Source organism: Flavobacterium nitrogenifigens (assembly GCF_003254565.1).
Taxonomy (GTDB): domain Bacteria; phylum Bacteroidota; class Bacteroidia; order Flavobacteriales; family Flavobacteriaceae; genus Flavobacterium; species Flavobacterium nitrogenifigens.
This window is the reverse complement of sequence record NZ_QJRI01000182.1, coordinates 1-20,992: the sequence shown is the minus strand read 5'-3', so window position 1 is coordinate 20,992 and position 20,992 is coordinate 1. Positions and strand designations below refer to the sequence as shown.

20 protein-coding genes and 1 tRNA gene are annotated in these 20,992 nt (G+C 31.4%); 8 read left to right on the top strand and 13 right to left on the bottom strand.

Annotated features, from left to right (window positions below):
* Window positions 1-47: 47 nt before the first annotated feature.
* Window positions 48-1,190 carry an acyl-CoA dehydrogenase gene (locus DM397_RS21665; RefSeq protein WP_111379678.1) on the bottom strand — a complete coding sequence of 381 codons (1,143 nt, stop codon included), beginning with the start codon at window positions 1,188-1,190 and terminating at the stop codon, window positions 48-50.
* A gap of 497 nt (window positions 1,191-1,687) precedes the next feature.
* Here DM397_RS21665 and DM397_RS21660 point away from each other — a divergent pair, with 497 nt between their 5' ends.
* The 3 genes from DM397_RS21660 to DM397_RS21650 all read left to right on the top strand — a co-directional run bounded on the left by DM397_RS21660 (window position 1,688) and on the right by DM397_RS21650 (window position 4,845).
* Entirely contained in the window at window positions 1,688-2,263 is a 576-nt protein-coding gene (locus tag DM397_RS21660; RefSeq protein ID WP_111379676.1) for a chalcone isomerase family protein, read from the top strand.
* 142 nt (window positions 2,264-2,405) lie between these two features.
* The gene (locus DM397_RS21655; RefSeq protein WP_111379674.1) at window positions 2,406-3,632 is read left to right on the top strand and encodes a Glu/Leu/Phe/Val dehydrogenase dimerization domain-containing protein; all 1,227 of its coding nucleotides are present in this window, start codon (window positions 2,406-2,408) and stop codon (window positions 3,630-3,632) included.
* Window positions 3,633-3,939: 307 nt separating this feature from the next.
* Window positions 3,940-4,845 carry an energy transducer TonB gene (locus tag DM397_RS21650; RefSeq protein WP_111379673.1) on the top strand — a complete coding sequence of 302 codons (906 nt, stop codon included), beginning with the start codon at window positions 3,940-3,942 and terminating at the stop codon, window positions 4,843-4,845.
* 332 nt (window positions 4,846-5,177) lie between these two features.
* Here the strand turns inward: DM397_RS21650 and DM397_RS21645 are convergent, their stop codons facing one another.
* Both DM397_RS21645 and DM397_RS21640 read right to left on the bottom strand, forming a co-directional pair.
* A complete protein-coding gene (locus DM397_RS21645; protein ID WP_008464192.1) occupies window positions 5,178-5,573 on the bottom strand; it encodes an ExbD/TolR family protein in 396 nt (131 codons plus the stop codon).
* A gap of 3 nt (window positions 5,574-5,576) precedes the next feature.
* A complete protein-coding gene (locus tag DM397_RS21640; protein ID WP_008464191.1) occupies window positions 5,577-6,272 on the bottom strand; it encodes a MotA/TolQ/ExbB proton channel family protein in 696 nt (231 codons plus the stop codon).
* 130 nt (window positions 6,273-6,402) lie between these two features.
* Here DM397_RS21640 and DM397_RS21635 point away from each other — a divergent pair, with 130 nt between their 5' ends.
* The 3 genes from DM397_RS21635 (at window position 6,403) to DM397_RS21625 (ending at window position 9,185) form a co-directional block, all read left to right on the top strand.
* Window positions 6,403-7,629 carry a bifunctional folylpolyglutamate synthase/dihydrofolate synthase gene (locus DM397_RS21635; RefSeq protein ID WP_111379671.1) on the top strand — a complete coding sequence of 409 codons (1,227 nt, stop codon included), beginning with the start codon at window positions 6,403-6,405 and terminating at the stop codon, window positions 7,627-7,629.
* Between the two features lie 178 nt (window positions 7,630-7,807).
* Window positions 7,808-7,882, top strand: a tRNA-Val gene (locus tag DM397_RS21630).
* A 322-nt stretch (window positions 7,883-8,204) separates the two neighbouring features.
* Complete coding sequence (locus DM397_RS21625) at window positions 8,205-9,185, top strand: leucine-rich repeat domain-containing protein (protein WP_111379670.1); 981 nt, start codon at window positions 8,205-8,207, stop codon at window positions 9,183-9,185.
* A gap of 154 nt (window positions 9,186-9,339) precedes the next feature.
* On the opposite strand, the gene DM397_RS21620 is transcribed toward DM397_RS21625, so the two are convergent.
* From DM397_RS21620 to DM397_RS21610, 3 genes are all read right to left on the bottom strand, one after another.
* Window positions 9,340-10,047 (bottom strand): DUF6090 family protein, encoded by a 708-nt coding sequence (locus DM397_RS21620; RefSeq protein WP_111379668.1) that lies wholly within the window; start codon window positions 10,045-10,047, stop codon window positions 9,340-9,342.
* A 219-nt stretch (window positions 10,048-10,266) separates the two neighbouring features.
* On the bottom strand, window positions 10,267-10,629 hold the full coding sequence (locus DM397_RS21615) for a MerR family transcriptional regulator (protein ID WP_111380279.1): 363 nt from the start codon (window positions 10,627-10,629) through the stop codon (window positions 10,267-10,269).
* 169 nt (window positions 10,630-10,798) lie between these two features.
* Window positions 10,799-11,857, bottom strand: a complete 1,059-nt coding sequence (locus DM397_RS21610) for a hypothetical protein (RefSeq protein WP_111379666.1) — start codon at window positions 11,855-11,857, stop codon at window positions 10,799-10,801.
* 267 nt (window positions 11,858-12,124) lie between these two features.
* Between DM397_RS21610 and DM397_RS21605 the strand changes: the two genes are divergently transcribed.
* Window positions 12,125-12,688 carry an adenylate kinase family protein gene (locus DM397_RS21605; protein WP_111379665.1) on the top strand — a complete coding sequence of 188 codons (564 nt, stop codon included), beginning with the start codon at window positions 12,125-12,127 and terminating at the stop codon, window positions 12,686-12,688.
* 58 nt (window positions 12,689-12,746) lie between these two features.
* On the opposite strand, the gene DM397_RS21600 is transcribed toward DM397_RS21605, so the two are convergent.
* The 4 genes from DM397_RS21600 to DM397_RS21585 all read right to left on the bottom strand — a co-directional run bounded on the left by DM397_RS21600 (window position 12,747) and on the right by DM397_RS21585 (window position 17,764).
* The gene (locus DM397_RS21600; RefSeq protein WP_111379663.1) at window positions 12,747-13,832 is read right to left on the bottom strand and encodes a serine hydrolase domain-containing protein; all 1,086 of its coding nucleotides are present in this window, start codon (window positions 13,830-13,832) and stop codon (window positions 12,747-12,749) included.
* 132 nt (window positions 13,833-13,964) lie between these two features.
* A complete protein-coding gene (locus tag DM397_RS21595; RefSeq protein ID WP_111379661.1) occupies window positions 13,965-15,104 on the bottom strand; it encodes a helix-turn-helix domain-containing protein in 1,140 nt (379 codons plus the stop codon).
* Window positions 15,105-15,167: 63 nt separating this feature from the next.
* A complete protein-coding gene (locus DM397_RS21590) occupies window positions 15,168-16,544 on the bottom strand; it encodes a hypothetical protein (protein WP_239457893.1) in 1,377 nt (458 codons plus the stop codon).
* Between the two features lie 119 nt (window positions 16,545-16,663).
* Window positions 16,664-17,764: an acyltransferase family protein gene (locus DM397_RS21585; RefSeq protein WP_111379660.1), complete on the bottom strand. Its 1,101-nt coding sequence runs from the start codon at window positions 17,762-17,764 to the stop codon at window positions 16,664-16,666.
* Between the two features lie 343 nt (window positions 17,765-18,107).
* Here DM397_RS21585 and DM397_RS21580 point away from each other — a divergent pair, with 343 nt between their 5' ends.
* Entirely contained in the window at window positions 18,108-18,998 is an 891-nt protein-coding gene (locus DM397_RS21580) for a DMT family transporter (RefSeq protein ID WP_111379658.1), read from the top strand.
* 63 nt (window positions 18,999-19,061) lie between these two features.
* On the opposite strand, the gene DM397_RS21575 is transcribed toward DM397_RS21580, so the two are convergent.
* From DM397_RS21575 to DM397_RS21565, 3 genes are all read right to left on the bottom strand, one after another.
* On the bottom strand, window positions 19,062-19,655 hold the full coding sequence (locus DM397_RS21575; protein WP_111379657.1) for a YdeI/OmpD-associated family protein: 594 nt from the start codon (window positions 19,653-19,655) through the stop codon (window positions 19,062-19,064).
* Between the two features lie 46 nt (window positions 19,656-19,701).
* Window positions 19,702-20,475: an acyl-ACP--UDP-N-acetylglucosamine O-acyltransferase gene (gene lpxA, locus DM397_RS21570; RefSeq protein WP_111379655.1), complete on the bottom strand. Its 774-nt coding sequence runs from the start codon at window positions 20,473-20,475 to the stop codon at window positions 19,702-19,704.
* A 63-nt stretch (window positions 20,476-20,538) separates the two neighbouring features.
* Window positions 20,539-20,992: Crp/Fnr family transcriptional regulator (locus DM397_RS21565; protein ID WP_111379653.1), on the bottom strand; the 454-nt coding region annotated here is incomplete at its 5' end.

Here is a 20,992-nt window from a genome sequence, read left to right as displayed (position 1 = left end):
AAACTAAAAAGCCAAAAGGGTTTAAAAATTAAATTCTAAAATTTTATTTATCCAGCAATAACTGCTCTAGAAATTACGATTTTCTGAATTTCAGAAGTTCCCTCATAAATCTGAGTAATTTTTGCATCACGCATTAAACGCTCTACATGGTATTCTTTTACATAACCATTTCCTCCGTGAATCTGAACAGCTTCAACTGCAGTGTCCATCGCAACTTGCGAAGCAAATAATTTTGCCATCGCACCACTCACATCGTAATTTTTATGATTGTCTTTATCCCAAGCCGCTTTCATACATAAATGACGAGCTGCTTCAATGTTTACAGCCATATCAGCCAATTTAAAAGCAATTGCTTGGTGATTGCAGATTTCTGTTCCAAAAGCTTTACGCTCTTTAGAATATTTTAGAGCCAATTCATAAGCTCCAGAAGCGATTCCTAAAGCTTGAGAAGCAATACCGATTCTACCTCCTGCAAGAGTTTTCATCGCAAATTTAAATCCGAAACCGTCCTCACCGATTCTGTTTTCTTTTGGAACTTTTACATCAGAAAACATTAAAGAGTGCGTATCAGAACCGCGAATTCCCATTTTTTGCTCTTTTGGACCAACTGAGAAACCTGGCATATCTTTCGTCATAATCAAAGCATTGATTCCTTTATGCTTTAATTCCGGATGAGTTTGCGCAATTACTAAATATACAGATGCAGTATTTCCGTTTGTAATCCAGTTTTTTGTACCATTAACTAAATAATGATCTCCCATATCGATTGCAGTCGTTTTTTGTGAAGTTGCATCGCTTCCTGCCTCAGGCTCACTTAAACAGAATGCACCATGAATTTCTCCAGAAGCTAAACCTGGAAGATACTTTTGTTTTTGTTCTTCAGTACCATATTCTTGTAATCCCCAGCAAACTAATGAATTGTTTACCGACATTACAACAGAAGCAGAAGCATCAACTTTAGAAATCTCCTCCATCGCAATAACATAAGAAATAGCGTCAAGACCGCTTCCTCCATATTTAGGATCAACCATCATTCCCAAAAATCCAAGCTCACCCATTTTCTTGATTTGCTCAGTTGGAAAAATTTGTTTTTCGTCACGTTCAATAACTCCCGGCAATAATTCATTTTGAGCAAAATCTCTTGCTGCCTGCTGAATCATTAAATGTTCTTCGGTAAGATTAAAATCCATAGTAGTTTACTTTAAATGTTTTTCTCAACCAGATTTCAAAACAGATTTCTTTAGTTGATTGTTTTTTTATGTTTTTTTGTGATTTTTCGATGCCTTAATTTATAATACAAAGGCTTCCAAAGATACTTTTTAAATGTTTAAATTACAATGCGCGCATATAAAATTAATAGATCAGCAAAGATTACGATAACGTTTTCGCTATTATTTAACTTTTTTTTGAAAAGAGCATTAATTTGATAACAATTTCTATAAAATTTCTGATTGAAAAATTAGGCTAGAAAGTGTTTTAAAATTTGAAAAATGCGGTTTTTAACTACCCAAAAAATTAAACAATTCTTAAAATTAGTAAAAGTACGTAAACCTACTCTTACTAATTTGATTGTTAATATAATACAAAATCCCAACATCAAAATTTTAGTAAAAAAACATTTTCTATATGACCCAAATATTAATAAATTACTATTATTTTTGCCTTAAAAATAAAAATTTGATAGAATATGAAAAAGATTTTACTTTTACTAACAGTCCTTTTAAGTTTGCAATTTTCTACTGTTTCAGCCCAAACCCAAATTGATGTTAATGGTGTTACAGTTCCTAGAAAAATAGAATTTCAAGGCAAGCCATTACAATTAAACGGAGCAGGCGGAAGATCAAAAATGTGGTTGGAAGTTTATGTTCAAGCATTGTACTTATCGCAATTAACTCAAGATCCGCAATTCATTATTGATAGCGATACTGAAATGGCTGTTAGAATCGAAATCACTTCTTCTATGGTCTCTTCAAACAAACTGACAAAAGCAATGAATACAGGTTTTGAAAAATCTGCGGGAGCAAATCTTGAGCAATTGCGCCCAAGAATTGAGCAGTTAAAAAGTTATTTAAGCGATGCTATTACAGAAAAAGATGTTTTCATTTTAGCATACAATCCTTTAGATCAAAATGTTTATGTAAGTAAAAATGAAGTTCTAAAAGGAAAAATTCCTGGATTCGATTTCAAAAAAGCATTATTCGGAATCTGGCTTTCTGACAAACCAGTAGACGAAACTCTGAAAAAACACTTATTAGGACAATAAATCTTAATTTTTTAAATATTCCGAAAGCCGAAAACCAAATAGTTTTCGGCTTTTCTTTTTTGTTTTATAAATTTGATGCGAAATACATTATTCGCATTATTCTATTTTATACATTTACGCAAAATAAACATATCACAACAAAATGAAAGATTTATTACAACAATTTGAAAACAAAGCACCTGAAATTGTTTTCAATTGGAAAGATTCAGAAACAGAAGCCGAAGGGTGGACTGTTATTAATTCACTTCGTGGAGGAGCTGCGGGTGGAGGAACGAGAATGAGAAAAGGCTTAGACATGAATGAAGTTTTGTCTTTGGCTAAAACTATGGAAGTTAAATTCTCAGTTTCTGGTCCTGCAATTGGAGGAGCTAAATCTGGAATAAATTTTGATCCGAACGATCCTCGCAAAAAAGGTGTTTTGCAACGTTGGTACAAAGCCGTTTCTCCGTTATTGAAAAGCTATTATGGAACTGGAGGAGATTTGAATGTTGATGAGATTCACGAAGTAATTCCAATGACAGAGGAATGTGGTGTTTGGCATCCGCAGGAAGGTGTTTTCAACGGACACTTTAAACCAACAGAAGCAGATAAAATCAATAGAATTGGGCAATTGCGTCAAGGTGTAATTAAGGTAATTGAAAACCCAAAATTCTCACCAGACGTAACTAGAAAATATACAGTTGCCGATATGATTACTGGATATGGTGTTGCAGAAGCAGTTCGTCATTTTTACGCAACTTACGGCGGAGACATAAAAGGTAAAAAAGCAATTGTGCAAGGTTTCGGAAACGTAGGTTCTGCTGCTGCTTTTTATTTAGCTGAAATGGGCGCGAAAGTAATTGGAATTATTGATCGCGATGGTGGATTAATCAAAGAAGAAGGTTTTTCTTTTGAAGAAATCAGAACTTTGTTTTTAAATAAAGACGGAAACAAATTAGTTGCCGACAACATGATTCCGTTTGAAGAAATCAATTCTAAAATCTGGACAATTGGTGCTGAGATCTTCACTCCTTGTGCTGCTTCAAGATTGGTAACTCAAGCTCAAATTGACAGTTTAGTTGCAAACGGATTGGAAGTAATTTCTTGTGGTGCAAATGTTCCTTTTGCTGACAAAGAAATTTTCTTCGGTTCTATTATGGAAGAAGTAGATAGCAAAGTAAGTTTGATTCCAGATTTTATTTCAAACTGCGGAATGGCAAGAGTTTTTGCTTATTTCATGGAGAAAAAAGTTCAAATGACAGACGAGGCTATTTTTAACGATACATCAGATACAATTAAAAATGCGATTGTTAAAGCTCACGCTTTGAGTTCGTCAAAAACAAATATTAGTGCAACTGCTTTTGAGATTGCATTGAAACAGTTAGTGTAATTAGTTTTATACTTCACTTTTAAAACGGGCTAAATCATTTAGCTCGTTTTTTTTTTTTAACCGCAAGGCTCGCAAAGGTTTACGCAAAGAGCGCTAGTTTATTTCTCGCAAAGTCGCGAAGTCGCAAAGTTTTTCTTTTTAAGTTTCTTTGCGACCTTGCACCTTTGCGAGATTAAAAAAAAAACGCTTTGCGAACCTTGCGCAAAACCCTTGCGCCCTTTGCGGTTAAATTCTCTCTTTCATTCTAAACAATTTTTACTACTTTTAAACGTTTTTAAAATAATACATTTCAAAATTTAGAATCTAAATGAGTTCCTCAATTTCTTCAGATCAAAAGAAATCATTGCTATTCACAACAGCTATTTATGCAGTAATAATTCTATTACTGTTTTTTATCCGTTTCTGGCCACCATATAATCCAGAAAATAACGTAGCTCTTGCTGATGGCGGCGGAGGTGGCGGTGGCGTAACCATAAATTTTGGAGACAGCGATTTAGGTTCTGGTGCCAATTATAAAAGCGAAGTCCTGGATGTAAAAAATAACGTAAAACAAGTACCTGCAAAAGCAACTCCACAAGAAGAATCTATAATTACACAAGAAAATACAACTGCCGATAATGATGTTGTAATTCCGACAAAAGAGAAACCGAAGAAACCTGTTCCTGTTGAAAAACCGATACAAAAACCTGTACCGGAAAAACCAAAAGTTTCCAACTCAACAAACGATGCATTAGCAAGCATTATGAAAGGTTCGAACAAAGGTGGAGACGGAGACGATAAAGCAACAGGAAATAAAGGAAAATCTAACGGAAGCTTAAACTCTAACGGTTACTACGGAAGTGGTGGTTCTGGCGGAGGAACTGGAGGTGGTAACGGAACTGGAAATGGCATTGGAACCGGAAGCGGTTACGGAGCAGGAACTGGTGGCGGTTCAGGTGGAGGGACTGGATATTCTTTAGGAAACAGAAAGGCATTATCTAAACCTGCACCAAAATATACCTGCAACGAAGAAGGCAAGGTTGTGGTTGAAGTAAGTGTTGACCAAAACGGAAAAACGATAAGCGCAACAGCTGGAATTAAAGGAACTACCAATACTGCAAAGTGCTTATTAGATCAGGCAAGAATTGCGGCAATGAATACCAAATGGGAATCTGATAGTGATGCTCCTGCAAAACAAGTTGGAAAAATTATTTATAATTTTAGTTTGGATTAAAAAACACGAGTTATACAGATTTACACTAAATCTGCTGTCATAGAAAAAGGCTTTCAGGAATCTGAAAGCCTTCTTTATTTCATTAAGTTTGTCATTCTGAGGAACGAAGAATCACACAAGTAATTCCACACACTAAGTCTCCAATCTTTGGCGAGTTTCTAGTGTGATTCTTCGTCCCTCAGAATGACACAATATAACGTTTTTCGCGTGAGGGATAGGAGCAATCCGCCGCGGCGGAGCGGATAGCCCGACCGTACCGAGATAAAAAGGCGTATATGCGCAAAGTATATTTGCCTTTTTATCTCGGTATGGTCACGCCCTTATAATTATTTTTACTTCGGACTTGTTGCAATTACAAACTTCAAGTTATTCTTCACTCCTATTTGCAAAACATCTACTAAGTCTTGAACTTGCAGATTAAACGGAATTCGAACTACAACAGTTTGCTCTTTATCTGTTCCTATTTTTGACATTAAACTAGTTTCTAGATTTTCAAAATCTACTTCCTGTTTGTCAATGTAGAATTTTTTATCTTCTGTAACCGATAAACTTATTAGCTGTTTATTGGTCTTTTCATTCGCTTTAGCTTTTGGCAATGTCATCTTAATCACGTTCGGATTTGCCAGTGTTGAGATAATTAAGAAAAACAACAGCAGGAAAAACATGATATCGCTTAAAGATGAAGTCGCAACTTCGGCGTGAAATCTTCTTTTTCTTTTAATAGACATGGCTTATGCTCTTTGAATTATATTGACAAATTCTAAAATCTGTTTCTGAATTTTTAAAGCAAAATTATCAATCTTTCCGTTCAATAAGTGGTAAGCGCTATAAGCAATAATACCCACAATTAATCCTGATCCTGAACTGATCATTTTTTCGTATAAACCTCCAGAAATATTTCCGATACTGATGTTTTCTGTAACCGAAATACTGTAGAAAATTTTAATAACTCCAGAAATCGTTCCGATGAAACCTAACGTCGGTGCAATACCAGCAATAAGTCCAAGATGGCCTAAATGTCTTTCCATTTCGCCAATTTCGATATCGGCAGCACGGTCCATGTTGGCTTCAATTTCTGCAATTGGTCTTCCGATTACCAAAACCCCTTCTTTCAAAATATTTCCAGCCGCAGTATTATTTCTTTCTACAATTGTTCTTGCTAATTCGATATTTCCAGAATGTAATTTTTCGCCAATATCTTGCATTAATCTGCTGTCAATTTTAGACGCGCGGCTAATGTACATATAACGTTCAAAAATCAGGTAGATAGTATAAAACAACAACAACGCGATTGGAATTAAGAACACTCCCCCTTTCATAATGAAACCAAACATTGAAATTTCATTTTGCGGTGCCGCGATCTTCTCGACCACTACATTTGAAGCATTTGCGATTGTATCTGTTTGTAACTGAATAAAAGTAAACATATATTAATTCTGGTTTTTAATAATTAATTCTAAAAAATATTTGAAATTTGCAATAAAGATAATTTTCGCTGTAATATTAAACTACAAAAATCGAAATTTATTTCAATGAACAACCATTTTATCTAAACAAATGAACTATCAAGAGACTACCAATTGGATGTTTAATCAGCTTCCAATGTACCAATTGCAAGGTGCTTCTGCGTATAAAGAAGATTTAACGAATATCAAATTGTTGGCAGCTCATCTTGATAATCCGCAGAACGTGCTGAAATGCATTCACGTTGCGGGAACAAACGGAAAAGGTTCTACTTCGCACATGCTTTCTTCTATTTTACAGGAAGCAGGTTATAAAGTGGGTTTATATACTTCTCCGCACTTGAAAGATTTTAGAGAAAGAATTAAAATCAACGGAAAAGAAATCTCTGAAGAGTTTGTGATAGAATTCATCGCAAAACACAAATCTTTTTTTGAAGCCAACGATATGAGTTTCTTCGAAATGTCGGTTGGTTTGGCGTTTGATTATTTTGCTGCAGAAAAAGTAGACATTGCCGTTATCGAAGTTGGTTTGGGCGGAAGATTGGACGCTACCAATATTATTACGCCTTTGGTTTCGGTAATTACCAATATTGGTTTAGACCATACTCAGTTTTTAGGAAATACTCTGGAAGCGATTGCTGGCGAAAAAGCTGGAATTATAAAACCGAATATTCCTGTGGTTATTGGCGAATATACAGATGAAACAAAACCTGTATTTTTGGCTAAAGCCGAAGAGAACAATGCGCCGATTTATTTTGCATCAGATTTGATTGATCAGATTTATTTGTCTGATTTGATTGGAGATTATCAGTTTCACAATAAAAAAACGGTTCAGCAGACGATTTCGATTTTGAATAATGAAACCGATTTTAAAATTTCGATCGAACAGTTAAAAGAAGGCTTATTGCATGTTGTAAAAAATACGGGTTTGCAAGGAAGATGGCAGCAATTGGGAGAAAACCCAAAAATTATTTGCGACACTGCTCACAACAAACACGGATTATCGGTTGTTATGAATCAGCTTCAACATGAGAAATACGAGAAATTGCATATTGTTTTGGGTGTTGTAAATGATAAAGATTTGGATTCTATTTTGCCACTTTTCCCAAAAGAGGCGCAATATTATTTCTGTAATCCAGATTCGTCACGTGCTTTGCCTGCTGAAACTTTAAAAAATGTGGCTGAAAAATTCAGTTTAATAGGAGAAAAATACGATTCAGTTGAAATCGCTTTCGCGGAAGCAAAGAAAAATGCATCAGAAAATGATTTTATCTACGTTGGCGGAAGCACTTTTGTTGTTGCCGAATTGCCTTTGGACTAAAATATACTTTTGATGTAGAAAAAACTTCAAAAAAATCATTTTAATAACAAATTCATAAACAAGGAGATATAAACTATTTTTAAAAAAGTTTTATTTTTTATTCGAATTTCTTTGCAGAACTCAAAAACTAGCGTATATTTGCACTCGCAATCACAAACGATAGCAACCTAGTAAAATAGGGCGATTAGCTCAGCTGGTTCAGAGCACCTCGTTTACACCGAGGGGGTCGGGGGTTCGAACCCCTCATCGCCCACAGAATTCCAAAAACTCCAAAGTCATTTGATTTTGGAGTTTTTTTTTATTTTGAGCAATAAAACAATTTTTAACATGTTTGTGAAGAAACCTAAATACAAAAACTTACTATTTGTAGTTCTTAAAAGAAAATAAACACGAACATTACTTTTAATGATTAAACCACCCTATAAACTAATTAAAAATTTGTTTTTATATTAATACACAAATCATTACAACTAAAATTCACAAATTTTAATTTAATTAGATTTTTTTACAAGTATAGCTTTCTTAAAAGTTACAAAGCATTATTTGAACACCAACCTAATGCAAAATTATTTAGTATGAAAAAAAAGTGGAAAAACTTTAATGGAAACATCAATATCTATGAGGATTTAGAAAAAAATGACATTGCTGAAATTTTTGCTGAAAAAAACATTCATTCTCTTCAATTTTATCAATTCATGAATCCAAAAAATGAAACTTGGGAAGTCCTAAATGAGTTTTTTGAAGATTATCCAAATATTGGATTGCGCGTTTTATGGTTCGAAATTCAGAATTTTTCATTTTACAAACTAATTCCTAATATTAGAAAATTTACTATCGCATCCTATAATACATTTGATTATTCAGAACTTCAAAATAATACTAAATTAAAGCACTTTGGAATTGAGGAAACAAAATCAACTGCAGTTGATGTTTCTTTTATCAAAAATTTTATAGATCTAGAATCTCTATATATTGATGGAATGAAGAAGGGATTAAATAATATACAGTCATTGACAAATTTGAAAAAATTAACATTAAGAGGAATTAAACTAGACAATCTTGATTTTATAAAGGACTTACAAAATTTAGAAGACCTTAAATTACTTTTTGGCAGTTATAAAGATTTAGATTCTTTAAGCAATCTTAAAAACTTAAAATCCATTGAGTTTAGTCGCGTCAGACAAATTCCTGATTTTGATTTTTTAAACTCATTAGAAAATCTTGAAAAAATCGAATTTGAAGGGATGTCTAAGATGGAAGAAATACCAGACATGTCTAAACTAAATAACCTTAAAAAAATCTTTATAAGCAACAACCTTAGAGTTAATGACATAAAAAAAATTAGCAAAGTACCAAATTTAAAACTTTTATATCTGTCTTTTGCCGAGAACTCAAAAGCCCATGACCGCAAAAATTTAATAGATCAATCCCTAAAAATTTTAACAACAAGTGACACTATTGAATATACGAATCTCTTTCATTGGCTGGACGAAGTTTCTAAAAGAAGATTAACGGAAAAAGGAATAAAAAACTGGAAATGGGATATAGAAATTTAAAAATTGTTTACTCTAGGCGATTTCTCCTTTCAGTTGAAATGACAAACAAATCTTTATATCTAAATCTACTTTATAACTGAAAAAGCAGTAAAAGAAAAACAACCTTTTAAAGCATAAAAAAAACTCCATTATTTCTAATGGAGTTTTTTTATTATTATTTGCCCAACTCTTTGTCAATTTCTTTAATAAGTTCAACTGCGAGTGGTTTTGTATTTTCTTTATAAACCCTTATATTATTCTTACCTAATTTAACAAGATACGCAAGTGTCTTTTTATATTTTGGGTCTGAATATAATTCTTTTTCTGGCTTATCTGCATTTTCAATTTCTTTATCAAAACACTTAAACAAAAATTCAGTGTACATTTTATCAACTTCATTAGCAGCTGGCACAAATATTTGATAATAGTTTAAGATTTTCTGTTTCAATTTTTCATCTTCAATGTAGCCAAGTTTACCACTAGACTTAAAACTTTCATAATTACCGATAGTCATTGTTTGCCCATGTGAATGAATTGGAAAGTTTACCTTACCTTTAGATTTATAAATACTGTCAAGTTGAGAAGTCGTTAATGCCAGAATTTTTTCGTAGTCTGCGTTTGTCTTTTGGTACATTCCCAATTCTCTGTCAATACTTTCTATATCATTCTTTAGATCATTTCTTAAATTAGCAAGAAACGCACGTACTTCTTCTTGCTGATGCCTATGCTCGCTCCAACTGTGTAGCGATATTGAAAGTGTAACAGCAAAAACGATTATGCATATTTCTATAATGATCTCTTTTACTTTCTCACCCAACGTGTGTTCTGACTTTTTCACTGCTTTGTAAATTTTGTTTGAATGCTTGGTTATTTCTTCTTGCATAATTTAGTTTTGTAATTTTAATTCTAGTTGTTATCTGTAGTTTATTTTAGTATGCTATTTCATTCTACGAGTTCAAAAGCGAATATAAGACTATTTGCAAAATCTCTTACTAATTTCTTAAATTCCACATAAAACTTTTATTAAACAGTTAAAATAAGAACCATAAAAAAACTCCTTAATTTCTTAAGGAGTTCTCTACACGCTTTTAAACTTTAATAATCAATCATTATTACTTTGTATTTTCTCGCATACTTTTTCAAGAAGACTTTTGGTTTGCTTGAAATATTTCATTTTATCATCGATCTCTTTTATTTTGGCTTGAAAAAGCTCTAGCGTTTCTGGTTTCGAATCTGTTGTCTCGAACCAGCTTATTAATATTTTTTTTATTTCTGCTAATGTAAATCCAACTTCTCTTGCTTCTATAATAATTTCTAAACGCTCAATAGTATTAGCATCGTAATGCTTATAATTATTAGAAGTCACATTTTCATCAGTAACCCCTTTGATCATTCCTAAGTTCTCATAATATCTAATGGTGTGGATGGACAATCCGGTTCTTTTTGATAATTCGTTTACAAGCATAATTTTATCTTTTTGATGAAAAAACAATAAAGCATAGAGTATAGTCTATACTTATGAGTTACAAATATACTAATTGTTTTTACTTTTAAAATTTTAAAACACGAGAAATAAGATTTTACATAAAAAAAACTCCACTATTTCTAATGGAGCTTTTTTTATTGAGAAGTTTCTATTTCAATTTCGTCAACGCTTTAGAATTTCTCAGCAAAAACACATATTGAAAATAATCAGTCGCAGAAGCATCTTTTAGAGGCACAATATTTTCTCCAAACGCTCTAGATTTTACTGTTATTAGATTCTGAGATTTTGAATATGGTGAATTTTTCGAATCAAGTTTAAAAAGTGTGATTGATTCTGGTTTGCTCAGTTCTTTCAAATCATTAATTCCTTTTACAAGCATTAATGGTCCGTCGGCATTTATCCAATTTACTTTTTCATCTTTAGGAGTTGGAAACTGAGGATTTTTAGGCAGATACATTTCGCTGTCAATTGTATAGCTTACAAAACTTGTCACTTTTACTCCCGAGTCTTTTAATCCTGCGGCAAAAGTTGCTCTACCCGACTCTGTTTTCTTTTGCAGTGTATGAAAATATCCGAAAAGCCCATAAAACTTCTCATTTTCAAGATGCATTTTTTTAATCGCGTTTTTAAAATTAGCAACCATAGCTTCGTCTCTAGAACCTTTTGATTCATCATCAAAATTTTTATCAATTCCGATAACCGTAATTTTTAGAGAGTCAGCCAAATTTTGATTGTAATCATGCACAGCGCTCCATTTATCAAATAATTCTTGGCTAGATTGCTGTGGAATTCTCCTTTTGATAGATTCAACGACTTCTCTCAAAGCCACTTTATTTTTTTCCTTTTCTAAAAATAAAAAAGCATTTAGCTTTTTTGCTGTCAAACTATCCATCTCGGCAATATAATATTTGATTCCTAATTTTTTATTCAAGAAAAAAAGCATTTCTTGATCTATCTTTTGATTATCGGCATAACCATGAATTTCTCCTAACAAAAAAACTTGTGACTTATAAAAATCTGCATCAAACAGCTTCTCGTCGATAGAAGCTCCAATCTGAACATTGTTTTCTGCCAAATACTTTACATTATCATCATCTTTCGATTCTAAAAATAATTTATTGCTGATGTATAAATAAGCAATAAAAAGTAAAATAATACTCAAAAGGCTAATAAACGTGATTTTGATAAATTTTAAAATTTTCTTCATGGTTATGGATTATGGTTGTTTTGATTTTGATGTAAAAGTATTTTTATTCAATACAACATTCAATTTTTATTGACCGAATTGTCGTTTACAACTGATGAATTGTCGCATTCTTCGACAATCTTTTTATCAATATCTCATATAATGAAGTTTTACATTATCAAAGAAAAGAGATATTTTTCTTTTAAATTTTACGATTCTTTGCAAGGTTAGAATAAATCATTCTTAACTTTAAAGAATCAAAAGAGAATTAAAAACTTTATAAATAAAATGGAAATATTAATAATTACTGGTCCTCCGTATTCTGGAAAAGGCACTCAGTGCGAAATTTTAAAAGACGAACTTCATTTTGAACATATTTCGACGGGAGACAGATGCCGTTTGGAAAAACAAAATGAAACCGAAATTGGAAAAATAATGTCTCAATATGAAGAAAAAGGAGATTTGGTTCCAGATTCTATCATGAAAGATCTTTTCAGTAAAATATTGGATGAAAACATCGCTGCTAAAGGAATCATTTTAGACGGTTATCCAAGAACTGAACCACAAGTAAATGATTTATTAGAGTTAGTAAAGTCTAAAAATCTAGAAATCGGAAAAGTAATTAATATTGATGTTCCAAAAGAAGAACTTTTAAAAAGAGCACAAAAAAGAGCTGAAACGTCTAACAGAAAAGATGATAAAGATGCCAAAATTCATCTTAAAAGAATTGAAGTTTTTGAGAGTTCTACCAGACCTGCAATCGAATATATGAAATCAAAGATTAAAGTATTAACTTTTGACGGAATGGGAACAATTGAAGAAATAACAAAACGAATTAAAGACAATTTATAAAAGAGATTAAATTTAAAAAAGCTCCAAAGTCATTTGATTTTGGAGCTTTTTGCGAATATTATAAATCTGTCTTATCTAATTCTGAATTTTTCAAAACTGTTTCATAAATTTCATTTAACATGTTTTGTCTCATTTTTGAGTTTCTATAATTTAACAGTATTATAATTCCCCAATTTTTAGCCCTATCATAACATATTATTGAAGACTGCCCCATCGAATCGCCAGATTTCATATAAATTGTATTTTTCTCATCTGTTACAATATTTATACCCAATCCTAATTCTCTCTTTTCATCTTTATAAAATATACTTTCGGTAATCAGGGCTGCCTTTCCTACTTTCGCTTCTTTGTTTAAAATTGCTTTTAAATATGTAACCATATCAGAAGCATTCGATTTTACTAATCCTGCAGGTGCAGTAATATTCCAATTAAAAAACTCTTGAATGCCTCCTTCAGGATTATGGCCAACTGTACAGTTTTTTACATTAAAATCCTTAGTTAAGGTACGAGTCATTTTTAATGGTTTTATCATTTTGCTAGTGATAATCTCATCGTAACTTTTGTTATACACTTTTTCTAATATCTGTCCAAGCAAAGTATATCCGATTGTAGAATAACGGTATTTGCCATAATCTTTTAATTCTGTGCAGTTATTAACAATTGCAGCCAATGATTCTTTGGTTACACTGCTTATAGGCTGTTGCGGATTTAGTTCAATTAATTTCCCAAAATCTATATCTGGTAAACCAGATTGATGTGATGCCAGATCTGAAATTTTAATTTTATTTTTAAGATTGTTTTGCAGCACATATTCTTTTGGTAAGTAGCTGTCAATATAATCCTCTAATTTTAATTTTTTCTCAATAGCAGCCTGTGCAATTAAGTTTGAGGTTAAAATTTTAGTAATAGACGCAATTTCAAATATTGAATTTTTGTCAATTTTAATTTGACTCTCAGCATTCAAATTTCCGTATGCTGTATAATATTCTTCACTGTTTAAAACAAAGCCTACACTAATGCCTACATTGGGATTTTTTTGGTGATTATCTTTTATTATCGAATCAATCTTTTGAAAAATTCCTTGTCCAAAAGAAAAATTAGTTACTAATAAAAGTGCTGCTAAAAGTTTTACTGAAGTTTTCATCGTATCGTTTTTTATGGTTATAAATTTATTTCGATACAAACTTGCGAAAGAAACTTATGGTACGCGACCGAATAAAACTACTCGTACGCATTTCTTAAAAAAAACGCGTACGAATAATTACAAAACTATAATCTACAAGGATTTACGAAAATCAGTAGGAGTAAAACCAGTATGCTTTTTAAAAGCAGTATTGAAAGAAGATTTTGAATTAAAGCCTACTTCGTACAAAATTTCTAAAATAGTCACTTTACTTTTTGTAATATCTTTTAAAATACTCTTTGCATCTTCTATGCGATAGGCATTAATGAAATCGTAAAAGTGCTGTTCTAGTTTATGGTTGATCAAAAGAGATAAATCTCGAACAGGAATTTGAATTTCATTTGAGACATCTTGAATTGTTAGAGAAGGATTAAGAAATGGCTTTTTTTCATTCATATAACGCTGCAGTTTCAATAGCTCCTCGTTGTACTCTTTATCGCTTACTACTGTAGGTGTATTAGTTTTTTCTTCAGAAACGATATCTTTTACCAGTTTTAATTTTGAATCGATATTCCTGAATAGATCGGGATTATTTAAAGCTTTAAACAAATACCAGCAAATGATAAAAAGCTGTAATACCATAATTCCAACTTTTATCCCTTCAGAGATATATGGATATTCTGAAAATTTGAAAATATTTTTTACAATAACAATCAAATACAGAATCGCTAGAACAGTTGTAAACTGAAATAACCAATTATAAGAATTAATATGAGTGCCAGCATTATTTTCGAGATACAGCTTTTTTGCTTTTTTTAATAACATAAAAATAGTTGTAAAATAAACAATGATCTGAATATGTATTAAAATATGAGTAAACTGCAGTTCGATCATATTTCTGCGATTTATAATAAAATCCATTTTCGAAGCGGCATCCACAGCATAAAAACGTGGCACTAAAACTACATTTACTATTAAAAACGGAATTGCATGTATGAGATATTTCGGTTTTAATTTAAAGTCAGAATAGGAAACGGATAATACATAAAGGTAAAATATCGGAATTTGAAAAAAAGCAATTGTAGTTTTAAACATTCCAAGATTTGAGGGACCATCAAACATTAATCCGAAGAGAGGATCTGTTAAGTCTATTGCATTTATAAAAAGAAAAACAGCAAAAAGAATATTACTTGTTTTGTCTTTTGTTTTAACGGTGAGCAGAAAAAATATTAGCAATAATGAAATGAACAAAGTAATTATGGTTGCAATAATTAATACATTAATCTTATCCATTCACTATTTTATTTTTTGGTTTTATTTTTTTTCAAACGAATATAAGAAATATTCTCGCCGAGCTTATTTTATAGAATTAATTAATACTTGCAAATCAGATTTTTTCTGATTCACGATTATCAACTGACTTTTATCGGCTAAAAAAATCTTGTCTGCAAATTCTTTATCGGGATTTGCTTTCCAGTTTTTCAATTCATTAAACTTATTTTTTAGCAATTTAATTTTTCCCTTACTGTCTTTTGAAATAATTACCATTTTGGTCAATGGCGTCTGCTTCATTTTTTCTATACTATTTTCTGTGATTTGATCTTCGTATTCTGTTCTTGAACGATAACGAAATATCTTGTTTATATCTCTAAAATCTTTTTCGTTTTCTGTAATCACATAACGATACGTCATTATGTTCTCTAGTTCGTTAATCCAATCTGGAAAATTGGCTTCATATAGCTGAATGTACTGATCTATGAAATTTTTATCAATTGGCTTCTTTTGTTCAATATATTCTTTGGCTAACGGATAAATTTGTTTTGCCATCAAATTGATATATTTATTATTGTACCATTCTCCAGCATCTACTTTTCCATCCAATTTTTCATAAACATATCCGTTGCCCAATACGGTCGCCAAAACTTCATTCAATAACTGATACGAATAATTACTGCATTTTGATTTGTTTTCCTTGAAATAAGTATCCATTTCTCTTTTGACTTCCAGCGATTGTTCGTCATAAATGATATGGTAGGTCTCGTGCATCATTACACTAAACAAATCTTTATGTGATTTTAAATCCGTTTGAATTGCACTCACGAAATTATTGCAAAAAGCAGAGGCCGTAAATCCTTTTGAATTGGGTAGCGGATAAAAAGCAGCTTCAAACGGAATTGAATTATCCCAACTGGAATTATAAAACACTAATCCTGTTTTAAAATAATTTTCTATCTGATGTTCTTCAGAATATTTTTTAATTTCATCTAGCTGCTTTTCGAACTTTTCTCTATTCGGATTATAGATCAATTCATTGTAAATCGGGGTAAATTCTGAAATACATTCTCCTAAATCGCTCAAAGTTTTATTAGGAATCATTCCCATAGAACGAACTTTGAAATCATTTAAATTGTTAGTTTCAATCAAATTCTTTTTCAAAACATCCTGCGTCTGCATTGTTTTCTTTGATCCGTACGGAAAATCTTCAAATCGAAAACTATAAGAAATAGACAACTGATCAAATTTTGAGATTATATTTTTATACTTCTCAATATTGTATCTTGAGTTTTGAAATTCTGTTTTAAAAGCATTGTCTGGATAATAATCCGATAAATTTTCTAAAAAAACAAAAACAGCCAACTGTTCTGAATATTTAATTTTAAAAGTGGCATTTTGCCCAAACGTCTGTACTGCTAAAAGAAGAAACAAATACTTTGTTACAATATTAATTTTCAAGCTGACTTATTTTAAGTTATTAAACCCTTTGTAAGATTATAAAGCTAATATACTATGTTTATTAATTCTGATATCGCAATTAACAGAAATAACCAGAAGCTCGTATCGAAAATTTATAGTTAAGGATTTGCTGTTGCCCTTTTCTTTCTTTTATTGTTCAAATAATTTCGTAACGGAATATCATATAAAACCATTACTAAATATGCAAACCCAACCAACAAAATGACAGAAGTTATTACTATTAAAGTCAATTGTGTTGTGTCTGGTTTATAATTGGTATAATAATTTCCAAACATCCATAAAACTGCATAATGTGTCATATACAATGGATACGATATTTTCCCCGAGAAGATACAAGCCTTTTTTAATCCAGGTCTAAAGACAGCTCCAGCTCCCAAAGAAATTAATAATGGAAAATAAATCAACACAACTAATGGTTCTGATATCCAATTCCATTCTGAAAATGGCATAATAAAAGCTAATAGTAATAAAATAGTCAATCCGCCAAAACCAAGCTTATTTTTAATAATCCAATTGGATCTGTAAATAAGTAATCCAGCTAAAAAAGAATAGGAAATTCTAGCACATCCATCCCAAAAAGTCGGACCACTCCAGCCTCCTAATAAATTTCCTGAATTATATCCGACATAACAAATTGCAATTGCTGCTAATATAGTTAACAGTAATAAAAAGCTCTTTCTAATTCTATATAGAACAAATGCATAAACGATATTGGCAATATATTCCCAAAACAATGACCAAGCAGGCGCATTAAAACTAAATAAATTAAATCCGCGATCGGCAATAACAGGAAAGGGAATAAGAAACAGAGAACAAATAAATGTCAAAATAATTTTTCCTGTACTATACAATTCCAAATGTCCTCCAAACGGATCAAATAAAAACGCCAATAATCCTAATATTGATCCTGCTATGACTAAAGGATGTAATCTGATAATTCTCGATATAAAGAAATTGCGAAGTCCCATTTTTGCAATGCGGTCATCGTAAGCATATCCTATTACAAATCCCGAAAGGCAAAAGAAAAAATCGACAGCCAAAAATCCATGTCCTATAAAATTCTGACTTGGATCGGTAAAAATCCATTCCATAAAATGAAACACAACAACTGCAAAAGCTGCGATACCTCTTAATCCATCTAAAATTTCAAAATGCTGTTTTGTTTCAAGAACTGCTGTAGTTGACTGGCTTGTACTCATTAGATTGCAATAAACTTATAAATTAGATAATTTGGTATCGTTGCAAGTTCTACAAATTAATACTGAAATCAAAATCAGATTTATTCAATTCAACTGTTAAAATGTTTGAAGTTTCACATTAAAATAACTTTTTACATTTTTTCTAAGAATGCTTTTTTTCTAATTTTGCTGAAAATCAAATTTTATTATGACTTTTAAAGGTTGTCTTCCTCCTCCATAAATATTAATACCCTTCTTTAGTATTGACACTTGACTGAATCTTCAGTCCGATTTTTTGTGCCTTTATCTCAATTACATTATTAATATTCAAAAATATCCTTCAAAAAAGGATAGACAACTTCTTATGAAAAAATCTTATTTGATACTGCATACTGCAGTTTTACTTGCCGGTTTTACTGGCGTTTTCGGAAAACTTATTTCTCTTAACGAAATTACTTTAGTTTGGCATAGAGTATTATTTGCTTCTATTATTCTATTTTTTATTCTAAAAATATATAAGCTCAAAACGCTGAAGTCTTTTTCTGAAGCCGTAAAAATTTCTAAAGCTGGAGTGTTGATTACCATTCATTGGATTTTCTTCTATGCCAGCATTAAATATTCTAACATATCAATTGGTGTGGTCTGTTATTGTCTAACTAGTTTTTTTACTGCTTTTTTTGAGCCAATTCTCAATAAAAAAAGATTCAATCTTGTTCAGGTATTATTAAGCATGCTGACCTTGTTGGGAATAAGTCTCATTTTCCATTTTGATTCTTCTTATCAACTAGGAATTTTACTTGGAGTAATTTCGTCTGCATTTGCGGCCTTATACACTATTTACAACGAAAGGCTGGTACAATCTTACGACAGCAAACTCATTAATTTTTATCAGATGCTTGGCGGAACTTTAGTATTAGGACTCATTCTGCCATTTTACTTTTACAACTTTCCAGAACAGACTTTTATTCCGAGTTTAAAAGATATCATGTATTTATTGATTTTAGCTTCATGCTGTACCGTTGCTCTTTATGTAATGTTTGCAGAATCGCTAAAAAAGATTCCTGCTTTTACCATAAATCTAACATTTAACTTAGAGCCAATTTATTCTATAATATTAGCCTTTTTATTTTTTAATGAAGGCCAATCGGTCAATTTCTCTTTTTACATAGGAATAAGCTTGGTCATGACTTCTGTTTTATTCCAATCTATAATTTCTATTCGAAGGAAAGATATAGTAGAGCAACAAATCTCTTAGAACTGTAAAAACAAAAAAAACTCCTTTGCTTTAAAGGAGTTTTTCTTTTTATCAATATGTTTTTTAATCATTCAATCCTTTTCCATCTAGAATTCGTTGAATATTTTTTTCTACTCTAGCTTCTCTAGTTTTAGATTGTTTAGGTTGGGAAAAATGGAGTAAATATGCTCTCTGTCTTCCAGGAGTCAAAGCATAGAAAGCTTTCTTAAAATCTGCATCAGAATCAAATTTATGCTGAAGCTCTTCGGCAACTTCAAAATCAGAAACTTTTTTCAATTCTACTTTTTGCCCTGATTTTTCAATTTCGGCCGCTTCAAAAATATACTTTTTTAAAATTTCTTTTTTCGCCAAAATATCTTCCACCTTAGTAAATCGAACTTGACGCGCTGCCTGTACATTATCTGATTGCTGAATCAAAATATTATCGGGATCTTTCATTAAAGCGCCTTTAAAAAACAAAAAAGCACAATATTCTTTAAAATAATGAATCAAAACAATATTTGCGTTTTCGAAAGTATAACAAGGAGATCCCCATTTCAATTCTTCAGACAAATGACAGTCTAAAACAATCTCTCTCATTTGTTCAATTTCAGCTTTCCATTTTTCAGCTTTTTCGAAATAAAAATCAACTTTGGAGTTTACACTATATTTTGTCATTTATGGATTTATTTATTAAACATATAAATTTAGCATTTTTATAAATTTAAAATTCAAAACCTTTAATAATTCCTCTTTTAGAATCACGAACAAAATTTAGAATCTTATCTCTTTCTTCGGTTTTCTCAAATTCATTATTGATTACTTCAAGTGCGAATTTTGTATTTCTCCTTTCCTGGAATAGAATTCTATAAATCGACCGAAGCTCATCAATATTTCTAGAATCAAATCCTCTTCGTCTCAGACCAACAGTATTTACTCCAGCAAATCTCAAAGGCTCATGTGCAACAACTACATAAGGCGGAACATCTTTAACTACTCGGCTTAAACCACTAATCATAGCATGTTCGCCAATGACCGAAAATTGATGTATAGCAGTTAGTCCGCTAATATTTACCCAATCTTCTACAATTACTTCACCAGCCATTCCGACACTAAAACCTATGATACAATTATTGCCAATAATACAATCATGCCCGATATGTGCATTAGACATAATCAAATTTGAATTGCCAATACTTGTTTTTCCTTTGGAAATTGTCCCTTTATTAATTGTTACAAATTCCCTGATTATATTCTTATCTCCTATTTCCAAAAGAGTGTACTCTCCTTTGTATTTCAAATCCTGAGGCGCACCGCCTAAAACTACATTAGAATGAATCTCACAATTTTCTCCAATTCTAGATCCGCTTAAAATAGTCACATTATTACCTATCTGCGTATTATTACCAATTGTGACATCCTGCTCAATAACAACATTATTTCCTATGCGAATATTAGTTCCCAGCACAGCTCTCTTATCAATAAAAGTATCTTTCAATTTTTACATCTTTAATTAGCCACAAAAATTCAAAAACTTTAGATACTTTTTATTGATGTAATGTCAAATAATTGATGCACGAATCCTACTCAGAGTTTCTTGACTTACCCCTATTAATGACGCAATATGCTTCAATTTAGCTTTTTTAATAATTTGAGGAAATGACTCTAACAGAAATAAGTATTTTTTCTCTGCAGTCATTAAGCGAAATAAATGATTAAACTCATTTATTTTGGAAAGATAATGCCGAAGCTGTTTAATATGAAATTTTATAAATAGAGGATACTCTAATAAGGCCTGTTCATCTGAATAAGACAATGAATACACAACAGTTTCTTCACAAGTTTGAAAATTCTCAAATGAGGCTTTCTGTTCAAAGAAACTACTCATTGAAGTTACAAATTGATTATCGGTATAAATCCACTTCGTAACTTCTACTCCATCTTCGATGCAAAACCTTCGAACTGCTCCCATTTTTATAAAATAAATCTTGTCACAAATTTTATCCTCTTCAATA